Genomic DNA, 24,325 nt, shown 5'->3' on the forward strand with positions numbered 1-24,325 from the left:
CTCGGATGCTCAGCCGTTCGCCGGGCAGCGGTACAGCTCCTCCGGCTGTGCTCCCGCACCGCCGCCGAGGCCGTGGAAGCCCCCGGATCCGCTGTCGGACTGGCTGGAGCCGCCGTACTGGCCGGCCGGGACCGCGGTGCAGGAGCCGCGGACCCAGTCCTGCACCGCCGCGGTCGGCGACTGTGCCGAGGAGCGGCTGAAACCGGCACCGCCCAGCAGGACGTAGTGCAACTTGCCGGAGGCGACCAGCTGCTGGAACTGGGGCAGCGTGGGCGACGGTGCCCCGCCCGAGAAGCCGCCCATCGGCAGGACCTCCTCGCCGGTGGCGAGGATGAACGGAGACGCGCTGCTCCAACTGGAGGTGGCGAAGAGGTAGGTCGCTCCGCCCCGGTGCGCCTTCAGATAGCTCAGCAGCGTCTGCTGCGAGGCGGAGAGGCCGGTCGACTCGCCGCCCCGGCCGCCGAAGCCACCACCGCCGAAGCCACCGCCACCACCGCCTTGGGAGGGGCCGGCCGCCGACCTGGGGGAGCCGCCGTGGTTGCCGAAGCCGCCGGCCGGACCGACCGTACCCATGCCCGAGTTCCCGTACTTGCTGTCGAGTACCGAGGCAGCCCACGCGCCGGGCGTGACCAGCATCGCGGTGATCCCCGCCAGCAGCCCGGCCATGGCCAGGCGTCGTCCGGCGAACCGGGGCAGATTGGCCGCGCCGAGCAGAGCCAGGGCGGCCGCGCCCAGGGCGATCGCGGTCGGCGCGGACCAGGGCATGAAGTCCGGGAAGCGCCAGGCCAGGACGGCGCACCAGGCCACCGTTGCGGTGATCGCCGCCGGCAGCGCCCAGGCCTGCGGGCCACCCGCCCGGTAGGCCCGCCAGAGCAGCACGATTCCGGCTCCGCTGAGCGCGGCCAGCGGGGTGGCGATCACGCCCATGTAGTAGCTGTGGCCGCCGACGCTGCCCGCACTGAACACCAGGAAGAACACCGCAAGCCAGGTGCCCCACATCACCAGGCCCGCCCGCAGCACATCGGTGCGCGGCTTCCCGCGCCGCCAGGCGAGGCCGCAGAGCGCCGCGATGGCGGCCAGCGGGTACAGCCAGCCGGTCTGCGGGGCGAACTGGGAGCTGAACATCTTCGTCCAGCCGCCGTCCTGGCCGCCGCCACCGCCGCCGCTACGGCCGCCGCCGCCGTTACCGCCACTGCGACCGCCGCCTGCGCCGCCACCGCCGTGGAACGCCGTCGCCCCGGCGGCCGCCGCGCCGGACGGGGTGTCCGCCGCCCCGGCGCGCGACGCCGGGCCGCCCCCGGTGTCGCCGTAGTGAGTACCCGCCACCTCGCCGCCCCGCTGCCCGCCGGACCAACCCGAGCCGCCGGCGCCGCCGGAGCCCCCGGGCCCGCCGCGCACCGCCTGCACGCTGCCGGTGTCGGCGGCGTCGACGCCCAGGGAGGAGAAGCGGTTCAGGAAGTTGTAGCCGACGACCATGCTGAACGCCGAGTTGTCCGTCGTGCCGTCCACATACGGGCGGTCCTTCGCCGGGGTGAGGGTCACGACCAGCATCCAGGACGCGGACACGGCGACCGTTACGAGGCCCGCCAGTGCGACGTGCCCGAAGCGGCGCCGCAACGAGGTCGGCGCCGAGAGCAGGTACACCGCACCGAGTGCGGGCAGTACCGCCCAGGCTTCCAGCATCTTGGTCTGGAAGGCCAGGCCGACCCAGACCCCGGCCAGCAGCAACGGCCGCAGGCGGGCGGTGTGTGCGGCGCGCTGCGCCGCGTCCGCCGCGAGCAGGAGCAGCAGGGTGAACGCGGGGTCCTCCACCGCCGTGCGGAACAGCCCGGCGGCCACCGGGGTCAGCGTGAACGCGGCAGCGGCGAGCAGGGCCGCGTTGGCCCCGGCCCAGCGGCGCACCACCTTGTACAGCACCAGGACCGACAGCACCCCCTCGATCACCTGCGGAAGCGTCAGCGCCCACGGGTGGAAGCCGAAGATCCGTGCGGACAGGGCCTGCGGCCACAGGAAGCCGGGCAGCTTGTCCAGTGTGATCGTGTTCGCGGGGTCGAAGGAGCCGAAGACGAAGGCCTTCCAGCTCTCGGTCATGCTGCGTACCGCGTCGGCGTAGAACGAGTGGAACGAGCTCTGGTCGATGTTCCACGCGTAGAGTACGGCGGCGAGCGCGGCGATCCCGAGCAGCGCGGGACGGGCATAGCCGGGCTGGTCCTCGGGGGACCGCCAAGGTGCGCCCCGGGCTCCGGCCTGTACGGCGGTGGATTCGGCAGGCGCGGCAAGCAGACTGTTGGCCATGGGAGGCACCCTGGGGCAGGAGCATGAGAAAACCCTGTGGACTGCCCCGGTTTGGGATAATTTATACCCACCGTGCGTCGAGATTTTACGCAGGGATTCCGTCCCCCGGCCCGGTGCCCGGTGCGCTGGAGGGGCCGGGCAAAGGCCCGGCCCCTCCAGCGGTGCGTCTCCGGTCAGCCGAGCTTGGCCTTGAGGAAGCCCGCTCCGTTGTAGGAGCCCCAGCCGGTCACCTTGTCGTAGCCGGTGGCCGCCTTGTAGGCGCCGTTGGAGCCGCTGGTCACGTCGTGGAAGGCGGCGCGGTAGTTGGCCGAGGAGGCCAGCGAGTAGATGGTGCTGTTCGCGAAGCCGAAGGAGGGCTTCGACTTGGCCGCGGCCTCACTGTTGTAGACGGCCGTGAACGCCGCCCAGTTGGGGGCCGCCGCGCTGGTGCCGCCGTAGGTGTACCAGGCACCGGCGGTGTAGACGGCCCACCCGGTGGCCGGGTCGGCGACCGCAGCCACGTCCGGCACCGAGCGCTTGGTGCCGGTGTTCACCTTGGTCTGGTAGCTCGGGGTGGCGAAGAGGGTCGAGACGCCGCCGCCGCTGCCGCTCCAGGCGGTCTCCTTGCTCCAGGTGCCCGAGGAGGTGGTCGACAGGGTGGTGCCGCCGGTACCCGTGACGTACGGGTCGGCCGCCGGGAAGTCCACGGAGACGCCACCGTTGCCGGCGTCGTCGGATCCGCTGTCGCCCGAGGCGGCGTAGACCGACTGGCCCTGGGCGGCGGCCTCCTTGAAGTCGGCGTCCACGGCGACCCGGTTGGACGGTGTCTCGCCCGCCTCGTAGATGCCCCAACTGATGGAGATCACGGGCACGTTGTCGCTGACCAGCTTGCTGTAGAGGGAGACCTCCCCGGTGTCGCTGTTAGGGGCCTCGTAGACCTTCACATTGGCGCCGGGTGCCAGCGCGTGGACGACCTCGATGTCCAACTCGACCTCGCCCTGGCCCGACAGGTCGGTGGTGCCGCCGCCGGCGCTGACGACCGTCGGCGTGGGCGGGGTGAGGTTGAAGTACTTGTCGTACGCGGCGATGTTGGACTGCTGGAAGGCGGAGAACTCCGCCACGGCGACCGTCTGCCCCTTGCCGGTGTAGCCGGCGCTGAGCGCGGAGTTGAGGTTGTACGCGCTACGGGCCTTGGCCGGGCTCAGGCCGGACGGTGCGCGGGTGGCGGCCTCGGGCGAGAGCTTGCCGGTGCTGAAGTGCCGGTACTTCGCGTAGTTGTTGAGCCCGGAGACATCGCTCACCACGGAGGCGATCTCGGACGGCAGCACCGGGGCGTCGGTGTTGGCGTAGAAGTCGCGGTTGGTCGTGGTGTCGTGGAAGGTCGCCAGCTTGGTGCCGAATGCCTTCTGCACCTGCGCGGCGGTTCCGGTGGCCTCCAGGGTGAGGCGGTTGGCCGTGACCGCACCCACCGTCAGGCCCTGGGCCTTCAGATAGGCGGTCACCTTGGCGATCGTCGCCGGGCTCGCACCGAACCGCTGGGCGAACTGGTCCACCGTCAGGTAGTGCTCGTAGTCCGGCGACTTCGGATCGGTCACCTGGGTCAGGAAGGTGTCCAGACCCGCCGTGTCCTGCTGGTTGAGGCTGATGGCGAGGGTTATCCGGCTGTCCGCCGCGACCTCTCCGGTGCGGGTGGAGTGGCTCACCGCCGGGACGACGTTCCCGTGCAGCGCGACCGGCTGTGCTGCGGCCTGCCGGGTCTCCGTCTGCGCCGCGAAGGCCGGCGAGGCCGCGAGGGCGATGATCGGCAGCGGTGCGGCGATCAGCCCGATGAGGGGCTTGAGTCGGGACTTCACTGAGGTCCTCCTGGGGCGACGAGGTACGGGGGCACCGTTCCCCGCGGTGGCGGGCGGGGAACGGTGCGACGAAGTGGATGGCCTCAACGCTAGAAGCGCCGACCTACCGTCAAAATGGTGATTGCCCTTGCCTGTTGTATGAACCGTCGGTGTCCCCGGGTGTCCGGGCCATGACCAGAGTTCTGGCGAGCGAGGTCCGGGACCTTACCCCGAGCTTGCGGTAGACGCGGGAGAGGGTGCCCTCGACCGTCTTCACGCTGACGAACAGCGCTGCGGCGACCTCACGGTTGGTGGCTCCACCGGCAACCAGTTCGGCGACCCGGTGCTCACCCGCCGTCAGCTCCACGCTCTCCGGGCCGACCCGGTCCCCGGCGACGAGCCGGTCCAGGTCCCGTTCGACGCGCTCCAGAAGCGGTCGGGCTCCGTGTGCCAGGCAGATCTCCCGTGCCTCGCCCAGGGCGGCCCGGGCGGCCGCCCGGCGGCGCGCCCGCCGCTCGACACCGCCGAGCGCGACCAGTGTCGCCGCCGCCTCCAGCGGCAGTCGCAACTCGCCCAGGCGTGCGGCGGCCGCTCTCAGCAGCGGGGCAGCCTCGGCACCGTGCCCCAGCGAGGCGAGCAGCAGCCCCTCCGCACGGTCCAGCACGGCAGTGGCGCTCGGGCCTGTCCGAGGCAGCGCTGCCTCCTCCGGCCCGCCCGCCGTCCGGGCGAGAAGGGTCCGGCCCCCGGCGATCACGGCCATGGCCTCGGCCGGTTCACCGAGCGTCACCAACCCCTCCGCCAGGGCGCCGAGTCGGCGCACCGTGCCCGGGTCGGCGAGTTCCATCTCTGCCCCCAGGGCACGGGCCCGTTGCAGCGCCTCGACGGCCTTGGCGGCCGAAGCGGGGTCACCGGCCAGGAGTTGGGCCCGGCCGAGGACGTCCAGGGCGTGGACCAGGGAGAGCCGGTCGTTCGACCGTGTCGCGCAGTGCACCGCTGCCAGGGCCCGTTCGACGGCCCGGGGCCGCTCGCCGCCCGCGAGTTCCGCCAGCGCCACGGCAGTCATGGCGGGGGCCGGGTCCCCGGGCGCGCAGTCGGCCACCGCTGAGAGGGCCAGGTCGCACTCGCCGAGCTGCGTGCAGAGCCGTACGAGCGCCGACAGGGCGGCCGATGCCTCCGTACTGTCGACCGGGCCCCCGGCCCCGACCCGGTCGGCTGCTCCGGTGCCACCAGCCGGCCTTCCGGGGCCCGATGACATCCCGTCACCAGCGGCCGCCCTGCTCCCGGCTGGCGCGACCGATCGGCCGCGGGAGGTGGTCTCCTCGGTTCCGGCCCGCCGCGCGCCCGGTCTCCGGTGGCCGGGTGACGCCGGGCTGTCGGCGGGCTCCGTGGCCTCGGTCGGGTCCACCGCTCTGCTGCCGCGGGCGACCCCTTCGGTTCCCGGGGTGGCTCTGCCTGCCGGTCGCCGGGGGCCGGGGCCGATCGGGTCGAGCAGTGCGGCGATCCCCTGCCGGGCCTGGTCGGGCCGGTCCGCGTCCAGGTCGAGGAGGGCCTGACGGCGGAGCAGGGCCCGGTGCCGTGGACCGTCCCCGGCGGCCAGGGCCAGGGCCCGGGCGAGGCTCCGTTCGGCGAGGACGGGCTCTGCACGCAGCGCCTGGACCTCGGCGAGGAGCCCGAGAGAGGCGGCCCCGGTGGCGGTGTCGCCCGCGCGGGTCGCGAGTTCGGCCGCCCAACGGGCCTGGTCGGCAGCTTCGGCGGTCCGGCCGCCCAGCAGCTCGCGTGCCGCGGACCAGTAGTACAGCGGTGCCTGAAGCAGCGGATCGTCCGCAGCCTCGGCCAGGCCCTCGGCTATCAACTCCGCAGCGCCGTCAAGGGCCGGGCCGCTCGCCCGGAGCAGGACCGTACGGGCCCGCAATCGCCGGCCCGCAGCCGCAGAGCCGTACCGTGACGGGGTCGTGGGCTCGGCCAGCAGGGGCCGTACCGCTCGGCGAGCCTCCTCCCACAGCCCCGCGTCGCACGCGTACTCAGCGGCTCTGAGCAGTCGTTCGCCTCGGTCCCACGGTGCTGCGGCGGGCGTCCTGGCGGCCGCGAGAGCCGCCAGTTCGTACGCCGCCTCGGGCGTGCCCCGGCGGCAGGCGGTGGCAGCGGCGTCGAGCAGGACCCGGGCGACGTTCTCGTCCGCCTCCGGGCGGGCCAGAGCGAGTTGACGGGCCCGCTCGACCGGGTCCTGGGCTGCGGCTGCCAGGGCCCGGTGCGCCGCCAGGCGGTCGCGGGGCGCGGCCTCGGCGAGTATCGCAGCGCGCAGCAGCGGGTGCCGGAAGCGGACGGTCCCGTCGGCGTCGGTGTCCAGGGCTCCGGCGCCCTGTGCCTCGGCCAGGGCCGCCATCGGGTCGAGGACGCCCGCCGCGCGCAGCTGACGGCTCGTCGGCCGGGAGGCGGCGGCAACCAGCAGCAGGACCCGGGCGGTCTCGGCCGACAGCACCCGAACCCGGTCGAGCAGCAGGGCCCGCAGCCGCTTGGGCACCGCCGCCGGGCCGACGGGCCACAGTGGTCCGTTCGGCGGCCAGGCCGTACCGGGCGGGTGGTGGCGGCCCGCTCTGGCCAGTTCGAGCGCGTACAACGGGTTGCCCGCCGAGGCCTGCTGGATCTCCCGCACCCGCTCGGTGGCCGGCTGCCCGCCGCACTCCCGGGCGAGCAACTCGCCGATGGCAGTGGGCGCGAGCGGCGGGACGGGCATCTCGATCGCGCCGGGCGGGCAGAGGTCGCGCAGCTGGGGCGGTTGCTCCTCCGGTGTCCGTTCGGTGGCGAGTACGGACAGGCCCAATGCTCTGGCCCGTCTCGCGAGGAAGGAGAGCACCTCGGCGCTCGGCGCGTCGAGCCACTGCAGCCCGTCGAGAACGAGCAGTACCGGTGCCCGTCCGGCCAGTGAGCGCAGGACTTCGGCCACCGCGACGCGCAGGGCCAGCCGACTGCGGTCGTCGGCCGGGCCCTCGCCGCGCAGCAGTGCGGCCCGCAGGATGCCGCGCGGTCCGGCGGGCAGCGTGTCGAAGCAGGCGTCGCGTACGGTGCTGAGCAGGTCGATCAGACCGACGAACGGCAGCCGGGTCTCCTGGTCCGCCGGTGCGCACCGCAGGACGGTGGTGCCGGATCCGGCCGCCTGCGCGGCGATGGCCGCGACCACGGCGCTCTTGCCGATCCCGGCGGGTCCGTACAGGAGCAGTGCGCCGTGCTCCTGGAGCAGATCGCCGACGGAGGCGAGCAGTTCGCCCCGGCCCGGCAGGCGGGTCTCGCTCCGGCCGAGGGAGCGGGTGCCGTCGTGGCCGGCCGGGCGGCTGCTGTCGCGGCCGGGTACCTTGCGCCCGACCGGTGGCCGGCCAAGGTCGGGCGGTTCGTCGTACGGAGGGCGTTCGGGCCGCCGGGGCGGTCGGCCGAGTCCGGCGACCTGGCCGCCGACGACCGGCACACCTTGGACTGTCGGCGGTCCGACGGCCACCGGACGTCCGCCCGGCACCAGGCCGCCCGGGGCAGCCGCCGGGCAGCCGGACGTCTCGTCGTCGGCGGCCTCGGCGTCAGCTTCGCGCAGCTTCCCCCGGTCGGCCGGAGCGGCAGGCCGCCGCTGCGCCTCGCCGGTCCGTACGGTTGCGATCTCCGGCATACCCCGCCCCTTCCACAAGGCCACCGGCGCGGCGCCCCCGAGGCCGCGCGCCATGGACCTGACATGTGCCCTGGCGCGGCCCTCTGCGCCTCGGCACCTCATCCCAGCCCTGGCCCAAGGGTCCGTCAATATCGGCGGCGGCAGAAGTGTGCGTACGAAACTGAATGTTCACGGCCGGTTGATCCACCGTCATGACTGCTCGTCATGACCACTGCGCAGCGGCCCGCTCGGCGCCGGCGGGTCGTCATCGGCGGAGTGTGTGACCGCCGAACCCGCTTCCGCCGCCCGCCTCCTGCCACCAGGAGTCCATCGCCCGCTGGTCCATGACCGTCCACTCCGGCGTCTGCTGGACCTGTGCCCGGCCGAGGCTTCGGCCGAGTTCGAGCACGGCCCGGCCGACCGGTGCCCGTTCGGCGTCGTAGGAGTGCAGGGCCGCTGCCCAGCTGTCGGCCGAGCGCAGCGAACGCTCCAGCACGGCGGCGTCCTGAACTGCCTTGATCGCACCGCTGCCGGTGTGCGGACGGGCGATCGAGGCGGCGTCGCCGAGGAGGACGAGGCGGCCGCACGCGAAGTGCGGCGCGGCCATGTCGTACATGGGCTGCACGAAGGTCTCCTCGGCGGGGGTGAGATGGACGACCTCCTGCCAGAACGGTGGGAAGTGCTCCTCGACCACCCGGTGCAGGTAGTCGGTCAGTATCTGCGTGGTGGCCCTGGGCGGCACGGTCGTCGGATCGTCGAACCACGGGCGGGTGGAGGCGGGCGGGGTGGCGTAGAACACCCAGTTGACGTTGGTGCCGACGCCGCCCGGTCCAGGGATGCGGTAGACGATCATGTGTCCACCGGGGAAGGCGACCGTCGTGGCGTCCTGGGGGAGGAACGCCTCGGCCGGCCCCGGCAGTTGCTCCGCGGGCAGGGTGCCGCGCCAGGCCAGATAGCCGCCGTACCGGGCGAAGGCGTCCGGGTACATCGCGGCCCGCACCACCGAGCGGTAGCCGTCCGCGCCGATGACGAGGTCGAACCGCTCCTCGCCGCCGTCCGCCAGGCGCACCACCGCCCCGTCCTCCTGCGGCAGTACCTGCGCGACGGCGGCGCCCGTACGGTACGTGACCGTCTCGGGGATCCGGCTGCGCAACTCCCGCCAGAGCGAACCCCAGTTGTACGAGCGGAACGGGAACGGCAGCACGCCGATCTCGTGTCCCGCGCGCTCGGCCCCGCGGCGTACCACCCAGGGGCGCCGTGCCAGTTGGACCCACGGCATACCGGCGTCGAGGTAGCCGGCCGCCTCCAGCTCGGCGTACCGGTCGTTGTGGAGTGCGAGGCCGACGCCCCGGTCCTGGAGCCGCCCGAGGGCCCGTTCGTAGACCACGACCTCGTCGGCCCCGGTCCGTGACGCGGCGAGTGCGGCGGAACAGCCCGCGATGCTCCCGCCCACCACGGCCACCCGTCCTCCGCGCACTGCTCTTCCCTCCGTCGTCGTACGTCCGGTCCGGGAGAGGCCGAGGTGGCCGCGCGCCGGGGTGGATCGTCCGGTCAACCCGCCTTGTGAGGCCCTGGTGATGACTGATCGTCACCAGTATGGCGGCGGCCGGTGTCCGAGCGACAGTGTGCCGATCGTCACCATCGCCGGGGAGTGTCGGCCGCGGCTCCGGAGCCGGGCGGTGAAGCTGCTCGCCAGGTCCGAGAGCCGCACCAGCATGAGCGGACCATTCGGACCGACCCGCGCCGTCGACGACCCCGCCCGTCCTCAAGCATCACCGGCCGGGCCGCACGGGCGGCACCGATACCTTGATCACGCCCGGCGATCTGCTGGACGAGATAAGCCCGCGCGAGGGAGACTCGGTCCTGCTCGGCAGCAGTGGCATGGGCTTCGGCTGGGGCATCACGGCACTGGAGTACCGAGGTTGACGACGATCCTGCCCGGCACCACCACCACCACCCCCACCCCCACCACCTCCCGGCCGGGCGTGCGGGATCTGCGCCGCTGGGCCGGCGTCGGTGGCGCAGCGTCCGGGCCGGCCGAGCCCGAGCTCACCGTGCTCCTGCTGCACCACGCGGGCGGAGCGGCCGGTGCGTACACGCCGTTCGTCCGCCATCTGCCTCCCAATTGGCGAGTGCTCGGCCTGGAACTGCCGGGGCGACTCATGTCCCCCGCCGAGGCCGCCTGTCACAGCGCGGAGCACGCGGTGGAGTGGCTGCTGCCCTCCGTCGCGGCCGAACTCGCCGGTGAGGGTGAATACGCGGTGTTCGGCCACAGCATGGGTGCCCTGGTCGCCTTCGAGCTGGTCCGGGAGCTGGAACGGCAGGGGCGGCCACCGGTCTGGCTGGGCATCTCCGGCAGCCCGGCCCCGAGCCACCTCGGCCTGCGCCACGGCTCCCGGCGCGACCTGTGGCCGCACGAGCGGCTGGTGCAGTTCATGCGCGAGCTGGGCGGCACGCCGGAGAACGTGCTGGACCACACCGAGCTGGTCGAGACCATGGTGCGGACGCTCCGCGGCGACCTGGCGATCGTGGACACCTACCGGTACACCGAGGGCCCGCGGCTCGGCGTCCCGGTCTCGGTCTACACCGGTCGGGAGGACCCGGTGGCCCCGGAGGAGGCGGTCCGACCGTGGTCGGAGCAGACCGGTGCCGGAATCGGCTTCCGCAGCTGGCCCGGGGGCCACTTCTACCTCTACGAGCAGGTGGAGTCGGTCGCCCGGCAGCTCCGGCAGGACATCCTGGCGGCCCGTCGGGGCTGATCGGGGCACCGCACGGAGAAGGGGCCGGCAACGGGGGTCCGCTTGCAACGGGCGGCCACTAGCATCCTCGTGCAGTGCATGATCCTGCTGGAGGGCTCTTGAACACGCTCATGTGCGATTCTGGCGACTGTGGCACCGGCCTGTGCAAGGCCGGTCGGCAGCGGTACCGGGAGGCCGTGGAGACCTGCTCCACCAGCGACGTCGACGTGCCCCACTGTCTGATCCGGTTCGGTCTGCTGGAGGCGTGTGCGGGATACCCGGGCCGGATGGCCTCGGTCACCCCGGCCGTCGCCTCCGGCCGGGTGCTGCTGCCCCTGGAGCGGCAGACCACCCTCCTGCGCCGGCAGACGCAGTCCCTCAACTCGGCCTTCGAGTCCATCGAGGCCCTCTACGCGGACGCCCGGAAGCAGCGCCTGCCGAACGTGACGGTACTTCGCGGCCACGCGACGATCTCCCGCACCATCGACGCCACCGTGGACGCCTGCGAACAGGAGCTGATCACCGCCCAGCCGGGCGGCCGCCGACCCCGGGAGATCCTCGACGCCGTTCTGGAGCGCACCCTCGAAGTCCTCAGCCGAGGAGTCCGCCAGCGCACCCTCTGCCAGCACGCGGTTCGCTTCGACGCCCCGACTTTCGGTCACGCCACGCAGGTGGTCGAGGCGGGCGGCGAAGTCCGCACCGTGGACGAGATGTTCGACCGCCTGGTGATCTGCGACCGGGCCGTCGCCTACATCCCGACCGGTCCCGAGTGCGCCGACGAGGCCCTGGAGATCCGCCACCCGGCCATCGTCCGCTTCCTGACGAACGTCTTCGAACAGGCCTGGGGCCGGGCCATACCGATCCGTCCGGAGAACGACCGCCGCCCCCTTGACGACATGTCGGATCTGGAACGGCGCATCGTGCGGCTCCTGGTCGAGGGCCACACCGAGGACAAGATCGCGCGCAGTACGGGAATCGGCCGGCGTACGGTGGCCGAACACGTCGGCCGGATCTCCAAGCGGCTCGGCAGCACCAGCCGCACCGCGGCCTCGGCGGTCAGCGTGACACCCCACACCGCGGTCTGCACCCGCAGGCCGCGCCGCGCACGCGCAGTGTCCGGGATGCCTCCGGGGTGCAGGCGCCGTGCGAGACGGGCGAGGACAGGTGTGCGCGTGGCGCAGCCGGCGAGGAGGACGAGGCCGGCCAGGCCGCAGGTGGCCGGGTCGCGGGCGAGGAGCATCCGCTCGTCGCTGGCCAGCAGCGCGATCACGAGCATCAGCGCGTAGCTGCCGAGCATCAGCCCGGCCAACGGGTCGATCCGCCGCGAGGACGAGGACGAGGAGCAGGCAGGCGGCGCGCCCTCGTCGCGAGCCGTCCGGCACGTCAGCCGCCCTTGGGCAAGGGCGTGCTCATACGCTCGCTCTGTGACCGAGAACGAGATCAAGCTCAAGGCCATCGCCGCGCTCACCGCTGTCCGCGGCGGCGTCGAACCGAGTTATGTGACCGATCTGCTCAGCGAGGTGATCCCGACCGAGTTCATCGTCCCCGTCAAGGGTGATGCGGAGAGCATCGGGCTCTCGGTGCTCAGCCAGCTCTCCCGTCCGCTGAGCCATCTGATCACCGGATTCGTCCTCGCCTTCGAGGCGGTCGCCGATGCCTACGACGAGACGGAGCCCGACGTTCCGACCGAGGAGATCCTCCAGCAGCTGGCCCTCGAACTCGCCCGCGACAACAACCGGTGACCAGGCGCACGAGCGGGTGGAGTTGACCGGAGCGTGCCCGCTGTCGCACCGGGCTCGTTGGTCAGGCGTGACGACGTCTGCTGTGATGCCGGGTCCCCTGCGAGGGACGGGTGCGGAAACGGTTCTCCACTGCCCCGACGCGCCGATCTACTCGGAGCTCGCCGCCGCGTGGCGTGCGGCCGGGCGGACAGTTCCGGGCCAGCCCGATCCCGTGTGGGAATCACTCGTGGCCGGCCCCGGACAGCGCCGAGCGGGGCCTGGTGGGACGCCTCCGGCGTGGACGCCCGGTGAGGACCGGTGATCCGGGCATGCTGGGCGGATGACAGATGGACAGCGAAGCCGACGCCGGTCACGCGCCCGGGACCTGGGCATGTCACTGGAAGATCTGGAGGAACTCCGCAGCTCGGCCCGGACGGGCGGGCAGGACGCGGGATGCTGCGAGGTGACGGTCACCGAGCACCTGACGCTGGGCGGGACAGTCGTGCGTACCACCTGGCACCGGCCGTACTGCCCTACCTGGTCGGCACGTTGACGACCCGGGCTCGTGACGTCACGTCATCCAACCGCCGCTGCGACAGGGCCGGTTCGAGCGCAGCGCGGCGGAGACGTCGGCCGCGGTCAGCGCCACCGAGCTCGCCCCTCGGGGACAACACGCCGACCAAGAAGGTGATGGGCGTACTCAGCATCGCCGTGGAGAAGGTCGCCCGGGAGGCGTTCACCACCGGCCAGGAGACCGAGCCCAGATGAGCGACCGCATCGAACGCTGACCGAAGGCGCCCTGGCCGCTCCCGGACGTCTGCCTGGCGCGCCAGGCAGAACAGGTCGGCACCGGAAACGGGACCGGGTCCGGCGCACTGTGTGCACCGGACCCGGTCCTGCAGTAGCGGGGACAGGATTTGAACCTGCGACCTCTGGGTTATGAGCCCAGCGAGCTACCGAGCTGCTCCACCCCGCGTCGGTGAACCCGACTCTACGCCACGACGCTCCCACCGCGAAATCCGCTTCCACGGTGGTTGAGCGGAGCGAGGATTCGGTCCGTCAACGGTGGACCAAGTGCTCGGGCGACGGGCGGCCCGACAGCAGCACCGTGAGGAGACCGCCTGCGTAGCAGGTCAGGACCAGCGGCGGCGGGTGTCCGGCGGGGGCGAAGCCCCCGATCGCGAGCCTTGCGAGAGCGGGGATCACGGCACCGAGGCCGCATAGGAGCAGGACCGGGGACCAGCGCCCGGGGCTCCCCAGGCCGGTGGGCAGGCGGCGCAGCGGCCGCTGCGCGCGAACGACCGCCGTGGTGAGGGCGATCAGCACGAGGGCCAGGACAGCGAGCCAGGCTGGGCGCAGCGCCCACCACCCGGTCGTCCCGACCCGGGGCTGGGGGAGGAGCCCGGCGGGAAAGAGGATGCCGGCCACGAAGATCACCGGAACCATGTGCCAGAGGTAGACGGTCATGACCGCGCTGTTGAGACGGAACAGCAGTCGCTGTCGGGCGGCGGGGGCGGTCAGCCGCCGTCCGACGGGTTCCGCTGCGAGGAGAAGCCCGGCCTGGACGGCTGCGAACGCTAGCAGGGCGATCGACGGCGGGCTCGTGTTGCCTACACGCTCGCCGGTGCCGATCATGTCCGCCGGGAAGGGACTCCAGACGAGGAGTCCGGCCAGGAGCGCGGCTCCTGCGCCGGCCAGTGCGTACGGGGCCCACCGACGACGGGTCAGGCGGCCGTCCTGCCAGGCGAACCCCCACTGGTGCATCGAACCCCAGACCAGCAGGTAGTTGGTGAAGCCGATCAGGGGCAGGTGCGGGCCCAGTACCGCGGCGTCCACTCCCGCGGCCCCCAGGGCCATCGCCACGGGCACGGCGAGCCCCCAGCGCCGGTGCGCCGCGAACAGGGCCGGGGTCAGCGCGACGAGTACCAGGTAGACCGGTAGGAACCACAGATGCAGGGCCATGAACCAGCCGATGCGAGTCAGCTCGGCGGCGCTCCGTCCGGCGGCCGAAGCCGCGGTGACCATGAGTTCCGCCACCGCGACGTACACCGTCGTCGGCCACACCAGCCGCAGGGTCCGGCGGCGGACCCAGTCGGTCCATCCGCCGCCCAGGTCGCGGTGCGCCCTCCAGGAGACGGCGTTCGCATATCCGCCGACCACGAAGAAGACCGGCATCACCTGGAAGAGCAGCGTGAGCCAGTGGCCCCAGGCGATGTAGTCCAGGGCATTGAGCCCCGACAGCCGGCCGCCGCGGTAGCTGACGTCGGTCACCAGCCAGTGGCCCGTTACGACCGCGCCGATTGCGCCGACTCGCAGCAGGTCCGCGTGGCGGTTCCGTCCCAACGCCGCTCCTCCGTCCGGCTGCTGCGTATCCGAGCCTCAACGCTCAGGGCTCAGCGTTCAGGGCTCGACACGTTCAGGGTTCGACGTCCGACATTGCGGGTGCCGATCAATCATCCGCCCGGCTCCGGCCCGAGTGTCGGTGCGCGCACAGGGCGACGGCCCGGCTACACCGGTGCACCGATGTCGATCGCCGCAGCGCGCAGGGCGTCGGCGAGGCGGGCGACCGGCTCCGTCAGCGGATGGGGGAGCCGTGCCAGGACGATGCGCCGTTGCTCCTGGGGGCCGCCGCGCACCGCCAGGATCCGCACACCCGGGGGCGCGGCGGACGCGAGCGAGGCGGGCACGGTGGTCAGTCCGCATCCGGCGGCGACGAGGTGCAGCTTGGCCAGCCAGTCGCGGGCGGTGTGCGCGATCTCGGGTCGCTCGTCCAGGCCGGGCCAGACGCCCATCAGCTTCTCCTCGCCGGAGGAAGGGCCGGCGATCCAGCGCTGACCGCGCAGGGCGGCGACATCGACGAAGTCGCCCCGGGCGAGCGGATGGTCGGCGGGCACCGCGAGGTGCAGGCTGCGTTCGGTGAGCGTCCGCAGTTCCAGCGGAGGCGACTCGGCGTCGGGCGGACGGAACGGCGGCGCCGAGGCCAACAGCGCCAGATCCACGCTGCCGGCTCGCAGCGCGCGGACCAGCGCGGGTGTGCTGCCCTCGCGGGTGGTGACGGTGATGGCGGGGTGGGTGCGACGCAGCGCGGCGATGGCCCGGGGAAGCAGGACGGCGCCCGCGCTGGTGAACCAGCCGACGCGCACCGTCCCGGCCTCGGCGGGCAGGCCGGCGAGCTCGCGCGCGGTGGCGTTGATCTGGTCGACCACTGTCGTGGCCCGCCGCAGCACGACGTGCCCGGCGGCGGTCAGCCGCACCCCGTCGCGGCGCCGCTCCAACAACGGCACCCCTGCCGCCCGTTCGAGCGAAGCGATCTGCCGGGACACCGCGGACTGGGTGTAGCCCAGCGCGGCCGCCGCAGAGGTGAGCGTGCCCCGCTCGGCCACCTCGCGGAAGACCCGCAGTGCGGTCAGTGAGACATCGGTGAAGTCCATGACGTCTACGCATACCAGGTGTGCGTAACTTTCGCTGGCCGCATGGCCGACATCTTCCTAGCCTGGGTGGCATGAGATCTGCACGCATCGCCCTGGTCACCGGGGCGAACAAGGGCCTCGGCTTCGCGCTCGTCGAGGGGATGGCCTCCCGGATGGGCCCGGAGGACCTGGTCCTGCTCACCGGACGCGACGCCCGACGGGTCGCGGACGCCGCCTCACTCGTCGCCAGGGCCCCCGGCACAAGGAGCCGGGTGGAAGGCCGGGTGCTCGACGTCACCGATGCCGGCGCCGTGGCCGCGATGGCCGCCGAGCTCCACGAGGGCCACGGCGGGGTGGACATCGTGGTGTCCAACGCGAGCGCCCTGCTCACCCCGGACCGGCCGCAGTCCCGGCAGGCCGACGAGTTCATCGACGTCGCGAACGGGGGCACCCACGCGATGCTGCGTTCGTTCGGCCCGGTACTGCGCTCCGGCGGACGGCTGATCGTCGTGGCCAGTTCCCTGGGCACGCTCGGTCACCTGGACCCCCGGCTTCAGTCCCTGTTCGACGGCGCGTCGCTCGACGAGGTCGAGAAGGCCGTCGAGTCCTGGCGGGCCGCCGTCCACGCCGGGAGCGCCGAGGAGCTGGGCTGGCCGCGCTGGCTCAACGTGCCGTCCAAGGTGGCCCAGATCGCCGCGGTGCGGGCGCTCGCGGCGCAGCGCCGGGCGCAGGACGTGCCCGACGGCACCCTGATCGCGGCGGTCTGCCCCGGGCTTGTGGACACCCCGCTGTCGCGGCCGTGGTTCGACGACTTCAGCCAGGCCCGGACACCGGCACAGGCCGCGCGGCCCGTGCTCGACCTGGTGCTCTCCGAACGGTTCGACCCGGCGTTCTACGGCGAACTCGTCCGCTTCGGCAGTGTGCTGCCCTGGCGTGACGGAACGCCTCCGAAGGACCAGGACCGACTGCTCACCCCGTGACCCGGCCCAGCGCAGGGAGTTCCACCACGAACGCCGTCAAGGCACCGTTCGGCTCACGCGTCGGTGATGTCACGCCGGAGGGTGGGGGCCGAACAGGTTCTCGGGAAACGGGCATCAGGCCCGGCTTCCGCGCACCCAGTCCGGCACCCACGCAGTCGAGTTGATAAGGCAATGGTCGCCCCGAAAACGTTTACGAGCCATTTCCGGCCGCATCCGTGCACTCGGGACGCTGACGGCTGCTCCGCACCGGGAACGCCTGGTGATGCGTCGTCAGCCGAGGAGCCGGACCGCCGGACTCTCCCGGTTGGCGCGGTCCACGGCGGTCACCGCGAGGCACGCTGCCTCGGAGGCGTCGGCGAGCGTGAGGCGGCCAATTGCGGCCGGGACGATGGTGATCAGCCGGTCCGGGGCGGGTTCCGGGGCCGGCCCGGGAGGGGACGCGTACCGGTAGACGGCGTACTGGAACGGCGGGCTGCCGACACCTGAGTGGAAGGTCAGCCGCGGCCCGTCCCGGCCGTCGAGTACCAGGCGTACGACCGGTCGTCCCGGGGCGGGTGCGGTGGCCAGTCGCGGCAGCACGGGGCCCAGGGCGGGCTGTCGCCAGTGGTCGGCGGCCATCCGGCCGACACCGCCGAGCCGGTCCGCCCACACGTCCTTGGCGCTGAACAGGATGTCACCGCCGATCTGCGGCAGCGTGGCATTGAGTGTGAGGTGGCGGGAGAGCTCCGACTGGTCCTGCCACGGCGCCGGTTGGCCCGGGTCGCCCACTCGGAAGACGGCCTGGCCGATCCACAGCTGGGTGTCGCTGCCTTCGGTCTGGGCGGCCCACCACGGGGCCAGCGTGCGGTAGTCGGCAGCGGCGAAGCCGATGGGCCAGTAGAGCTGCGGGGCGACGTAGTCGAGCCATCCGTTGCGGATCCAGGCGCGGGTGTCCGCGTACAGCCCGTCGTACGACTCGAAGGCCGTGGTGTCGGAACCGGCCGGATCGCTGCGGGCGTTGCGCCACACGCCGAACGGGCTGATGCCGAAGGCCGCCTCGGGCCTGGCTTCCCGTACCAGGTCACGCAACTCCTGGACCAGCAGATCGACGTTGTGCCGCCGCCAGGCGGCCCGGTCCGTGAACCCGGCCCCGTGCGCGGCGAAGGTCTCGGCATCGGGGAAGTCCTGGCCCTGGACCGGGTACGGGTAGAAGTAGTCGTCGAGGTGGACGCCGTCGATGTCGTAACGCACCACGGCGTCCATCATGGCCTGCTGGACGAACCGGCGGACCGCCGGAACACCGGGGTCGTAGTAGAGCCTTCCACCGTAGGGGACGGCCCAGCCCGGGTTGAGCCGGGCGGGGTGGTCGGCCGCCAGCCGGGCGGGGTCGGGCTGCATCGACACCCGGTACGGATTGAACCAGGCATGGAAGGCCAGGCCCCGGCCGTGGGCGGCCTCGACCATGAAGCCCAGCGGATCCCAGCCCGGATCCTTGCCCTGACTCCCCGTCAGCCACTGCGACCACGGTTCGAAGCGAGAAGGCCAGAAGGCGTCGGCCGTCGGGCGGATCTGCACGAAGACCGCGTTCAGCCCGACCGCTTGGGCGCGGTCCAGGTGGCCGAGGAAGTCCGCGCGCAGACGATCGGGGGACAGCCCCGGCGACGCCGGCCAGTCGATGTTCTCGACCGATGCGATCCACACACCGCGAAGCCGGCGCCCGGAGGAACCGGGGCCGCCGCGTGGAGCGGGCCGGGACGGCACCCCGCCACCACGGGCCCGGAGGAGCGCCTGCGCCCGAGTCGGCCTGCTCGACCAGGCCGTGCCGGCAACGGCTGCCGCGCCCACAAGGCCGAGGCCGGAGAGGAAGCCACGTCGTCCCGTGCGGACGCACGGACAGACGGGACCGGAGAACCGGGAGCCACTCGCCCCCGGCTGAAGGCCGAAGGGCTGGGCATGGTTGCGGCAGCCGCAGGACAGCACGCACCCCAGGATGCCGGGCCCCATGCCGACCGGGGCGCGACACGCCGCCACCACCCCGTGGCCGGCTCAACCGGCCGACCGAGGGCGGAGAACGGCGCGGGCTCGGGCTCGGGCTTGGGCTTGGGCTTGGGCTTGGGCTCAGGCTCAGGCTCGGGCTTGGGCTCGGGCTCAGGCTCAGGCGAGATCGGGCAGGGCCAGCCACTCCTGCCAGGAGACGTCGCGCCCGATGCAGCGCGGTCGCTGGAAGGGCCAGACCTCGGCGATCCACTGCGGGACGAGCGCATCCAGTGCGCGTTCGAGATCGGTGCCGACCCGGTCGTCCACCACCCACCAGGAGATCTCGGCGTCGGCACCGGCCTTCTCCGGCGGGTCGATGTAGACACAGCCGAGCAGGGCGGTGCAAGCGTCGTCGAACAGCGCGTAGTTGAAGGACTTGTGGATGGCGATCTCGGCCTCGTGCCGTACCAGGTCCGCCAAGTCCTGCTCATACGTCATGGTGGCGGCCGGCCAGCCGTAGGCCTCGCCGTAGATGGACCACAGGCGGTCCCGCGAACCCATCACGGCAGGGTAGTCGAGCTCGGTGTCGGCCCCGGTGATCGGGCGCAGGTGGTGGCCGCCGAGGAGCGCGACGCGGACGGGGTGGACAAAATCAGCGGGCAGCCAGGTCATGGGCCGGAGGGTAGTTGACGGCCCGCCAACTGCGCACCGGGTTAAACCCCCGAGCCCGGAGAGCGTTGGCCCCGGGGTGGTGACCGCATCGGACCCTGGTCGCACTGCCCGTCCGATTACAGGAGGTCATATCTGTAGATATGAAGAATTCTTCAAGTTGCAGTCATTGCAAGTCTGATTCGAACCGTAAGCGTCCCATTCCGGTCGGTAGTGGCAATCAGGCCGACGGCCACCGGCCGCATCCGTAACCTCAAGATCGCGCGGAGTCGCGGAGCAGCCGTCGAACCGTGCAGTCGGCCGCTACCACCGACGTTTCCAGGACCACCGACGGTTACGGAGGAGCACATGTCCAGCATCGAAGCCGCCCTCAAGGACGCCCTGACCATCGACGGCGCGCTCGGCGCGGCCATCGTCGACGCGGAGAGCGGCATGGCCCTGGGCACCCTGGGCGCCGCGCCCGGCCTGGACCTGTCGCTGGCGGCGGCCGGCAGCACCGACATCGTCCGTGCCACCCACCGCTGCCTGGACCTCCTCGGCCTGCACGACCAGGGCCTCGAAGACACCCTGACCACGCTGACCAGCCAGTACCACTTGATCCGCCCGCTCACCCGCCCCGGCGGACACGGGCTGTTCCTCTACCTCGTCCTGGACCGGGCCCGCGCCAACCTCGCCATGGCCCGCCACCACACCCGCCGCATCGAATCCGAACTGGAGATGTGACAGCGCGCGGAGCACCTCGCACCGTACCGCCGGGGGTGCGTCGGTTTCGAGGAGCCGCCCACCGGCTAGGCGCTACCGGACAGACGCTTCCGAAAGGAAGAAGGTGTTCGACATGACCGGTCTGAACGGGCTGACGGTCGCGTTCCTGGTCGCGCCCGAGGGTGCCGAGCAACGGGAGCTGAGCTCGTCGTGGGAGGCAGTGACCAAGGCGGGCGGAACAGCCCGTCTGGTGTCCACCAAACCCGGTCGGATCCAGGCGTTCAGACACCTGGACCGGGGCGACACCTTCCCGGTGGACGCGGTCGTCACGGATGTCTCGGCCGAGGGCTTCGACGCTCTGGTGCTGCCGGGCGGTGTGGCCAACCCCGACTTCCTGCGCATGGATTCCCGAGCGGTCGAGTTCATCGGCGGGTTCTTCGCCTCGGGCAAGCCCGTCGCCGTGATCTGCCACGGCCCCTGGACACTCATCGAGGCGGACGTCGTCCGGGGGCGGACCCTGACCTCGTGGCCCAGTCTGCGAACCGATCTGACCAACGCCGGTGCACGCTGGGTCGACCAGGAGGTCCAGGTGTGCCGGGACGGCCCCAACATCCTGATCTCCAGCCGGAAACCAGCCGACCTGCCGGCCTTCAACAGTGCCCTGGTGGAGCACTTCGCCTCGCCTCGCGTATAGAAGGCTGAGGATGGCGGATCCCGCGCGGGGCCTGGGGGTGAGAGCGGGAGCGGGCTATTCGGAGCCCTGGGTCAGGGCGAGGAGCGGCGGGCCCAACGATGTGGCGGCCCGGCCACCGGCGCTGCCGAAGCGTCGGCCCAGATGCCGGGGTCCGCGCCCCAGCCCACCGCCGCCCGATCGGCGTAGATCTCCCGCGTACGCAGGACGTCCGAGCGCGCCAGATAGACCAGCACGACCGTGAGGACCGTGAGGAGGAAACCGCGGATCAGTATCGGTGCCACACCGGTCCAGCACGGCGTCGGGAGCATCGAGGCGATTTCGATGAAGTGCGGCACCAGGGACGGCAGCAGCACCAGCAGTCCGAAGCGCACCGTGGTCCCGGTGCCCGTGCTCCCGCTCATCCCTCACCTCGTGCACCTCGTGCCGGAGTTCTTCCGGATCGCCCCGAATCGAGAGCGATGGAAGGTGCGCAGAACACTCAAGCGCGCATGAGCCCATTCGGCCGTAGGGGGCACCGGGAAAGGAATGACCGATGGCCGTGCCGACGACAGCGGCGGCGCCTGAGGTCGGGCCGGGATCGGGCACCGGCTCGGCAACATGTCCCCCGTCCGCTGTCCCGAAGTCTGCACACACTCCGAGGCGGCCTCGGCGGGCACAATAGCTCCGAGTGTCCAAGTGAACGCTCTACGTGAGATGGATGGGGAGCAGGCCATGCCCTTGATCGACTACACAGCGCTGCGCGGTCTCGTCGCCGAACTCGATCTGCTCAAGGCGAGCCCGGACGGCCATGCTCACCGTCGCCGCCGCGAGGACCTCCAGTACACCGTGTGCATCTACACCGGCGAGCGGGACGCGGCACGGGCACTGGAGACCGCGCGCCGACTGCTGGCCGCACGTCCGGCCCCTGCCGTGTCGGGGGTGACGTCACCGGGGCGACTGCCCGGCCGGGCTGCGGCAGCCAGGAAGCGCTGGTGAGGGCCTGACGCAACGGTCGGCGGCCACCCGGCTTGCGAGGGTCGCCGACCGCCGTATGGTCGAACCAATCGGGTCGAGCCGGCCGAACCAGCGATGAGATCGGGGGTGCAGTGCCATGAACCCCTCAGTCGGTGGCGCACTTTCGGTGACCGTCCGCAGTACGCCCGAAGCGACCGCCGTCGGCGCCGTCGGCGCGGCGGACCACGACAGCGTCGATCCGCTCCACCCGGCCGCCCCGGCCCCACAGCTCGTCCGGCTCATGCAGATCACCGACCTCTACGACCTCTTTCCCATCGACGCGCAGCCCCCGGCGGCCGACAGGTCGCCGGACGCCGCGGTGCCCGCGGCCAACCCCTGAGCGACGGTCACACGCCTGCCAGGGGGCAGGAGGTTGTCATGGCCAAGATCAAGCGATACGCCATCACGTTCCCGGGCACTCCTGGAACCCATGCCCCGCCGCGCGTGGTGACCGTGCAGCTGACCGGACGGACCGGTGTGGACGGACGAGCCGTGTACGCGGACGAGTCGGGCGCTCTCCTGGTGCACGTCGGTGAGGACGGCATCGCCGAGCCGCTGGCGGACGATCCGAGTCCCCATCGCATGCGGTGCCTGCATGCGGTCCCGCTCCCGTAGACCGGTGGCCCGGCGCTGTGCTCCGCCAGGAGATGCAGGCAGAGGCGGTCGGCATCGCAGGTCGGGGGAGTGTCCGGGAGGCATGTTCCGCGTCCTGGAGAACACTTTGCCGCAAAGATTTATTTCACAAGTAAATTAGTTGCTAAGCTTTTGGCTATGGCCGCACAGTCCCAGACCGCCTCAGCGTCACCCATCCCGCCCGCCCGCCGGCTCCCGCTGCCGCCGCTGAGCCACGCCGTGAGGCTGGGCGCTCCGGCGGACATCTGGCACAAGCCGGCCGTCAGTGCCGTCGTCACCCTCGCCGCCCTCAACTTCACCCTGCTCGCGCTCGGCCGACTCGATGTCGCGCTCTACACCTCGGCCGGCGGACTGTGCGCCCTCTACGGCCACGGACTTCCCTACCCGGTCAGGGCCCGCACGCTCGGCGGGGTCGTCCTCGGCACCTTCGCCAGCACGGCAGTCGCGCTGACCGCCGCCTCGCTCACCCACTCCGCCGCGATCCTGGTCGCCGTCAGCGCCGCCCTCGCCGCGCTGCACAAGATGGCCTGCGACGCGGCTCGGATCGGCCCGCCCGGCAACATCATCGTGACGTTCACCAGCGCCAGCTGCGCCTTCGTGCCGCAGCACCTCGGCGAGGTGCCAGGACACCTCGCGCTCACCGCGTTCGGTGCGGCTGTGGCCTGGCTGGTCTGCATGGCCCCGGCGCTGGTCAGGCCGCTCGGGCCCGAGCGGATCGTCACGGCGCGCGCCCTGCGTGCCGCCGCCCGGTTGCTGCGCAGCGAACCGGCCCGGCGACCGGCCGCCCGGACGGCGCTCGCGGCCTCCGTCAACGCCGCCCGGCATACCCTGTCGCTCACACCCGGGGCGAGCGGGCCGCGCCGCCAGGCGGTGGCCGACCTGGAAGGGCTGCTGATCCGCAGCGAGTCCGCCCTGGCCTTGGCGGGCGCCGGTAGTCCGACCGCGGCGGCGGTTTCCCCGAAGAACGCCGAAGCCGCCGCACGCTACGAGGGTTGGGCCCGCGATCTGCGAAGCAACCGGCCACTGCCCGGCCCCGGTCTCACCGCTGCCGAGCAGGCCGAGCTGCGCGGCACCGCCGCTGACGATGACCGCGTGGTCGAGCGCGGACCACGGTGGTGGCACGCGCTGCGCCCCGGCTCGCCGTTGCTGCCGATCGGCCTGCGGGTGGCGCTCGGCTGCGCCGCCGCGGGCTGGGCCTCGATGGCGCTGGGCGTCGGACGGCCCGCATGGGCGGTGGTCACCGCCGCTTCGGTGTTCCAGGCCAGCGCCGGAATGTCCTGGCTGCGCGCGGTGCAACGGGTGCTTGGCAACCTGCTCGGACTGCTCCTCTTCACCGCGCTCCTGCCCGTCTCCCGCTCCGGTCAGCTCCTCCTGGTGCTGCTCGGCCTGGTCTGCCAGTTCGGCGCGGAGGCGCTGATCGCCTGCAGCTACTGGCTGGCGAGCACCTTTGTGACACCGATGGCACTGCTGATGACCGAGTTCGCCGGCTACCAGCCCGCCCGGGCCCTGGTGGCCGACCGCTGGCTGGACACCTGCCTCGGCGCCCTGCTCGGCCTCGCCGCCTGCCTTCTGGTCACCAACCGCCGTACCGCCACCCGCCTGGACCATGCCCTGACCGCGCTTGTCGCGGCCAACGAAGCGGCCCGCACAGCCGTCCCGTCCGGGTCCATGGCTCCGCCGCCCCCGTCGGCCGTATCGCAGCGGACACCGCACGAGACCGCCGCCGCCCGCCGGGGCGAGGACGGCGGGCGCGTCCCGACCACCGCTGAGTCCCGCGACCGGCTCTCCCGTGCGCTGGTGGAGCTGCGGGAGGCGGCCGAGATCGCGTCCGGCGAGTGGTGGCAGCGAGCCCTGCCCCAGACCCGGATCGCCGCGGCCGAGCAGGAGGGCCACATACTGCTGGCCGCCCTGGTCGACCACCGCGGAGCCCAGGGCCGTCCGGTGCTCCTGTCGGTCCCGGGCGCGACGTCAGGCATGCGCTGACCAAGGCGCTGCGTGGGTGTCGTCCGTCGAAGAGCGGCCGGACGGGACCTGCGACCGGGCTCCGGTCCGCTGCCCATAGGATCGGGTTCAGACCACCGGACCCGCCGCG

At 72.5% G+C, this 24,325-nt stretch carries 19 protein-coding genes, 1 tRNA gene and 1 pseudogene; 11 read left to right on the plus strand and 10 right to left on the minus strand.

Annotated elements, in window-relative coordinates; translation table 11 throughout:
* Positions 1–9 precede the first annotated feature (9 nt).
* The 4 genes from P3T39_RS11885 to P3T39_RS11900 form a co-directional block, all read right to left on the minus strand.
* Positions 10–2,295 carry a glycosyltransferase family 39 protein gene (locus tag P3T39_RS11885; protein WP_280697452.1) on the minus strand — a complete coding sequence of 762 codons (2,286 nt, stop codon included), beginning with the start codon at positions 2,293–2,295 and terminating at the stop codon, positions 10–12.
* Positions 2,296–2,468: 173 nt separating this feature from the next.
* Positions 2,469–4,127, minus strand: a complete 1,659-nt coding sequence (locus P3T39_RS11890) for a S53 family peptidase (RefSeq protein WP_280697453.1) — start codon at positions 4,125–4,127, stop codon at positions 2,469–2,471.
* 109 nt (positions 4,128–4,236) lie between these two features.
* Entirely contained in the window at positions 4,237–7,758 is a 3,522-nt protein-coding gene (locus tag P3T39_RS11895; protein ID WP_280697454.1) for a LuxR family transcriptional regulator, read from the minus strand.
* 244 nt (positions 7,759–8,002) lie between these two features.
* Positions 8,003–9,214 (minus strand): FAD-dependent monooxygenase, encoded by a 1,212-nt coding sequence (locus P3T39_RS11900; protein WP_280697455.1) that lies wholly within the window; start codon positions 9,212–9,214, stop codon positions 8,003–8,005.
* Between the two features lie 445 nt (positions 9,215–9,659).
* Here P3T39_RS11900 and P3T39_RS11905 point away from each other — a divergent pair, with 445 nt between their 5' ends.
* From P3T39_RS11905 to P3T39_RS11920, 4 genes are all read left to right on the plus strand, one after another.
* Complete coding sequence (locus tag P3T39_RS11905) at positions 9,660–10,496, plus strand: alpha/beta fold hydrolase (RefSeq protein ID WP_280697456.1); 837 nt, start codon at positions 9,660–9,662, stop codon at positions 10,494–10,496.
* Positions 10,497–10,606: 110 nt separating this feature from the next.
* A complete protein-coding gene (locus P3T39_RS11910) occupies positions 10,607–11,761 on the plus strand; it encodes a helix-turn-helix transcriptional regulator (protein ID WP_280697457.1) in 1,155 nt (384 codons plus the stop codon).
* 138 nt (positions 11,762–11,899) lie between these two features.
* On the plus strand, positions 11,900–12,217 hold the full coding sequence (locus P3T39_RS11915) for a hypothetical protein (protein WP_280697458.1): 318 nt from the start codon (positions 11,900–11,902) through the stop codon (positions 12,215–12,217).
* Positions 12,218–12,587: 370 nt separating this feature from the next.
* Entirely contained in the window at positions 12,588–12,749 is a 162-nt protein-coding gene (locus P3T39_RS11920) for a hypothetical protein (RefSeq protein ID WP_280697459.1), read from the plus strand.
* 349 nt (positions 12,750–13,098) lie between these two features.
* Here P3T39_RS11920 and P3T39_RS11925 read toward each other — a convergent pair.
* The 3 genes from P3T39_RS11925 to P3T39_RS11935 form a co-directional block, all read right to left on the minus strand.
* Positions 13,099–13,172, minus strand: a tRNA-Met gene (locus tag P3T39_RS11925).
* Positions 13,173–13,255: 83 nt separating this feature from the next.
* On the minus strand, positions 13,256–14,539 hold the full coding sequence (locus P3T39_RS11930; RefSeq protein ID WP_280697460.1) for an acyltransferase: 1,284 nt from the start codon (positions 14,537–14,539) through the stop codon (positions 13,256–13,258).
* Positions 14,540–14,703: 164 nt separating this feature from the next.
* Positions 14,704–15,627 (minus strand): LysR substrate-binding domain-containing protein, encoded by a 924-nt coding sequence (locus P3T39_RS11935; protein WP_280697461.1) that lies wholly within the window; start codon positions 15,625–15,627, stop codon positions 14,704–14,706.
* 71 nt (positions 15,628–15,698) lie between these two features.
* Between P3T39_RS11935 and P3T39_RS11940 the strand changes: the two genes are divergently transcribed.
* Positions 15,699–16,586 (plus strand): SDR family NAD(P)-dependent oxidoreductase, encoded by an 888-nt coding sequence (locus tag P3T39_RS11940; RefSeq protein WP_280697462.1) that lies wholly within the window; start codon positions 15,699–15,701, stop codon positions 16,584–16,586.
* 588 nt (positions 16,587–17,174) lie between these two features.
* Here the strand turns inward: P3T39_RS11940 and P3T39_RS11945 are convergent.
* A pseudogene (locus tag P3T39_RS11945) lies at positions 17,175–18,410 on the minus strand (family 10 glycosylhydrolase); the annotation flags it as partial.
* Between the two features lie 309 nt (positions 18,411–18,719).
* Positions 18,720–19,214: an N-acetyltransferase gene (locus P3T39_RS11950; protein WP_280697463.1), complete on the minus strand. Its 495-nt coding sequence runs from the start codon at positions 19,212–19,214 to the stop codon at positions 18,720–18,722.
* 345 nt (positions 19,215–19,559) lie between these two features.
* On the opposite strand from P3T39_RS11950, the gene P3T39_RS11955 reads away from it, so the two are divergent.
* Positions 19,560–19,934: a hypothetical protein gene (locus P3T39_RS11955; RefSeq protein ID WP_280697465.1), complete on the plus strand. Its 375-nt coding sequence runs from the start codon at positions 19,560–19,562 to the stop codon at positions 19,932–19,934.
* 130 nt (positions 19,935–20,064) lie between these two features.
* Positions 20,065–20,607 carry a type 1 glutamine amidotransferase domain-containing protein gene (locus P3T39_RS11960; protein ID WP_280697513.1) on the plus strand — a complete coding sequence of 181 codons (543 nt, stop codon included), beginning with the start codon at positions 20,065–20,067 and terminating at the stop codon, positions 20,605–20,607.
* Positions 20,608–20,678: 71 nt separating this feature from the next.
* On the opposite strand, the gene P3T39_RS11965 is transcribed toward P3T39_RS11960, so the two are convergent.
* Positions 20,679–21,008, minus strand: coding sequence for a hypothetical protein (locus P3T39_RS11965; protein WP_280697466.1), 330 nt, complete (start codon positions 21,006–21,008; stop codon positions 20,679–20,681).
* 310 nt (positions 21,009–21,318) lie between these two features.
* Here P3T39_RS11965 and P3T39_RS11970 point away from each other — a divergent pair, with 310 nt between their 5' ends.
* The 4 genes from P3T39_RS11970 (at position 21,319) to P3T39_RS11985 (ending at position 24,216) form a co-directional block, all read left to right on the plus strand.
* Complete coding sequence (locus P3T39_RS11970) at positions 21,319–21,582, plus strand: DUF5133 domain-containing protein (protein ID WP_280697467.1); 264 nt, start codon at positions 21,319–21,321, stop codon at positions 21,580–21,582.
* 115 nt (positions 21,583–21,697) lie between these two features.
* Complete coding sequence (locus P3T39_RS11975; protein WP_280697468.1) at positions 21,698–21,940, plus strand: hypothetical protein; 243 nt, start codon at positions 21,698–21,700, stop codon at positions 21,938–21,940.
* 38 nt (positions 21,941–21,978) lie between these two features.
* Positions 21,979–22,215, plus strand: a complete 237-nt coding sequence (locus P3T39_RS11980) for a DUF6296 family protein (protein ID WP_280697469.1) — start codon at positions 21,979–21,981, stop codon at positions 22,213–22,215.
* A 156-nt stretch (positions 22,216–22,371) separates the two neighbouring features.
* Entirely contained in the window at positions 22,372–24,216 is a 1,845-nt protein-coding gene (locus P3T39_RS11985; RefSeq protein WP_280697470.1) for an FUSC family protein, read from the plus strand.
* Positions 24,217–24,325: the final 109 nt, after the last annotated feature.

The sequence above is a fragment of the Kitasatospora sp. GP82 genome (assembly GCF_029892105.1).
In the GTDB taxonomy this organism is placed as follows: Bacteria; Actinomycetota; Actinomycetes; order Streptomycetales; family Streptomycetaceae; genus Kitasatospora.

Excerpts from the sequence above, each read along its gene's own strand:
- P3T39_RS11885 (WP_280697452.1), bottom strand. The coding sequence starts at position 2,295 with ATGGCCAACAGTCTGCTTGCCGCGCCTGCCGAATCCACCGCCGTACAG.
- P3T39_RS11895 (WP_280697454.1), bottom strand. The coding sequence starts at position 7,758 with ATGCCGGAGATCGCAACCGTACGGACCGGCGAGGCGCAGCGGCGGCCT.
- P3T39_RS11910 (WP_280697457.1), top strand. The coding sequence starts at position 10,607 with ATGTGCGATTCTGGCGACTGTGGCACCGGCCTGTGCAAGGCCGGTCGG.
- P3T39_RS11920 (WP_280697459.1), top strand. The coding sequence starts at position 12,588 with ATGTCACTGGAAGATCTGGAGGAACTCCGCAGCTCGGCCCGGACGGGC.
- P3T39_RS11935 (WP_280697461.1), bottom strand. The coding sequence starts at position 15,627 with ATGGACTTCACCGATGTCTCACTGACCGCACTGCGGGTCTTCCGCGAG.
- P3T39_RS11940 (WP_280697462.1), top strand. The coding sequence starts at position 15,699 with ATGAGATCTGCACGCATCGCCCTGGTCACCGGGGCGAACAAGGGCCTC.
- P3T39_RS11950 (WP_280697463.1), bottom strand. The coding sequence starts at position 19,214 with ATGACCTGGCTGCCCGCTGATTTTGTCCACCCCGTCCGCGTCGCGCTC.
- P3T39_RS11955 (WP_280697465.1), top strand. The coding sequence starts at position 19,560 with ATGTCCAGCATCGAAGCCGCCCTCAAGGACGCCCTGACCATCGACGGC.
- P3T39_RS11965 (WP_280697466.1), bottom strand. The coding sequence starts at position 21,008 with ATGAGCGGGAGCACGGGCACCGGGACCACGGTGCGCTTCGGACTGCTG.
- P3T39_RS11970 (WP_280697467.1), top strand. The coding sequence starts at position 21,319 with ATGCCCTTGATCGACTACACAGCGCTGCGCGGTCTCGTCGCCGAACTC.
- P3T39_RS11975 (WP_280697468.1), top strand. The coding sequence starts at position 21,698 with ATGAACCCCTCAGTCGGTGGCGCACTTTCGGTGACCGTCCGCAGTACG.
- P3T39_RS11980 (WP_280697469.1), top strand. The coding sequence starts at position 21,979 with ATGGCCAAGATCAAGCGATACGCCATCACGTTCCCGGGCACTCCTGGA.
- P3T39_RS11985 (WP_280697470.1), top strand. The coding sequence starts at position 22,372 with ATGGCCGCACAGTCCCAGACCGCCTCAGCGTCACCCATCCCGCCCGCC.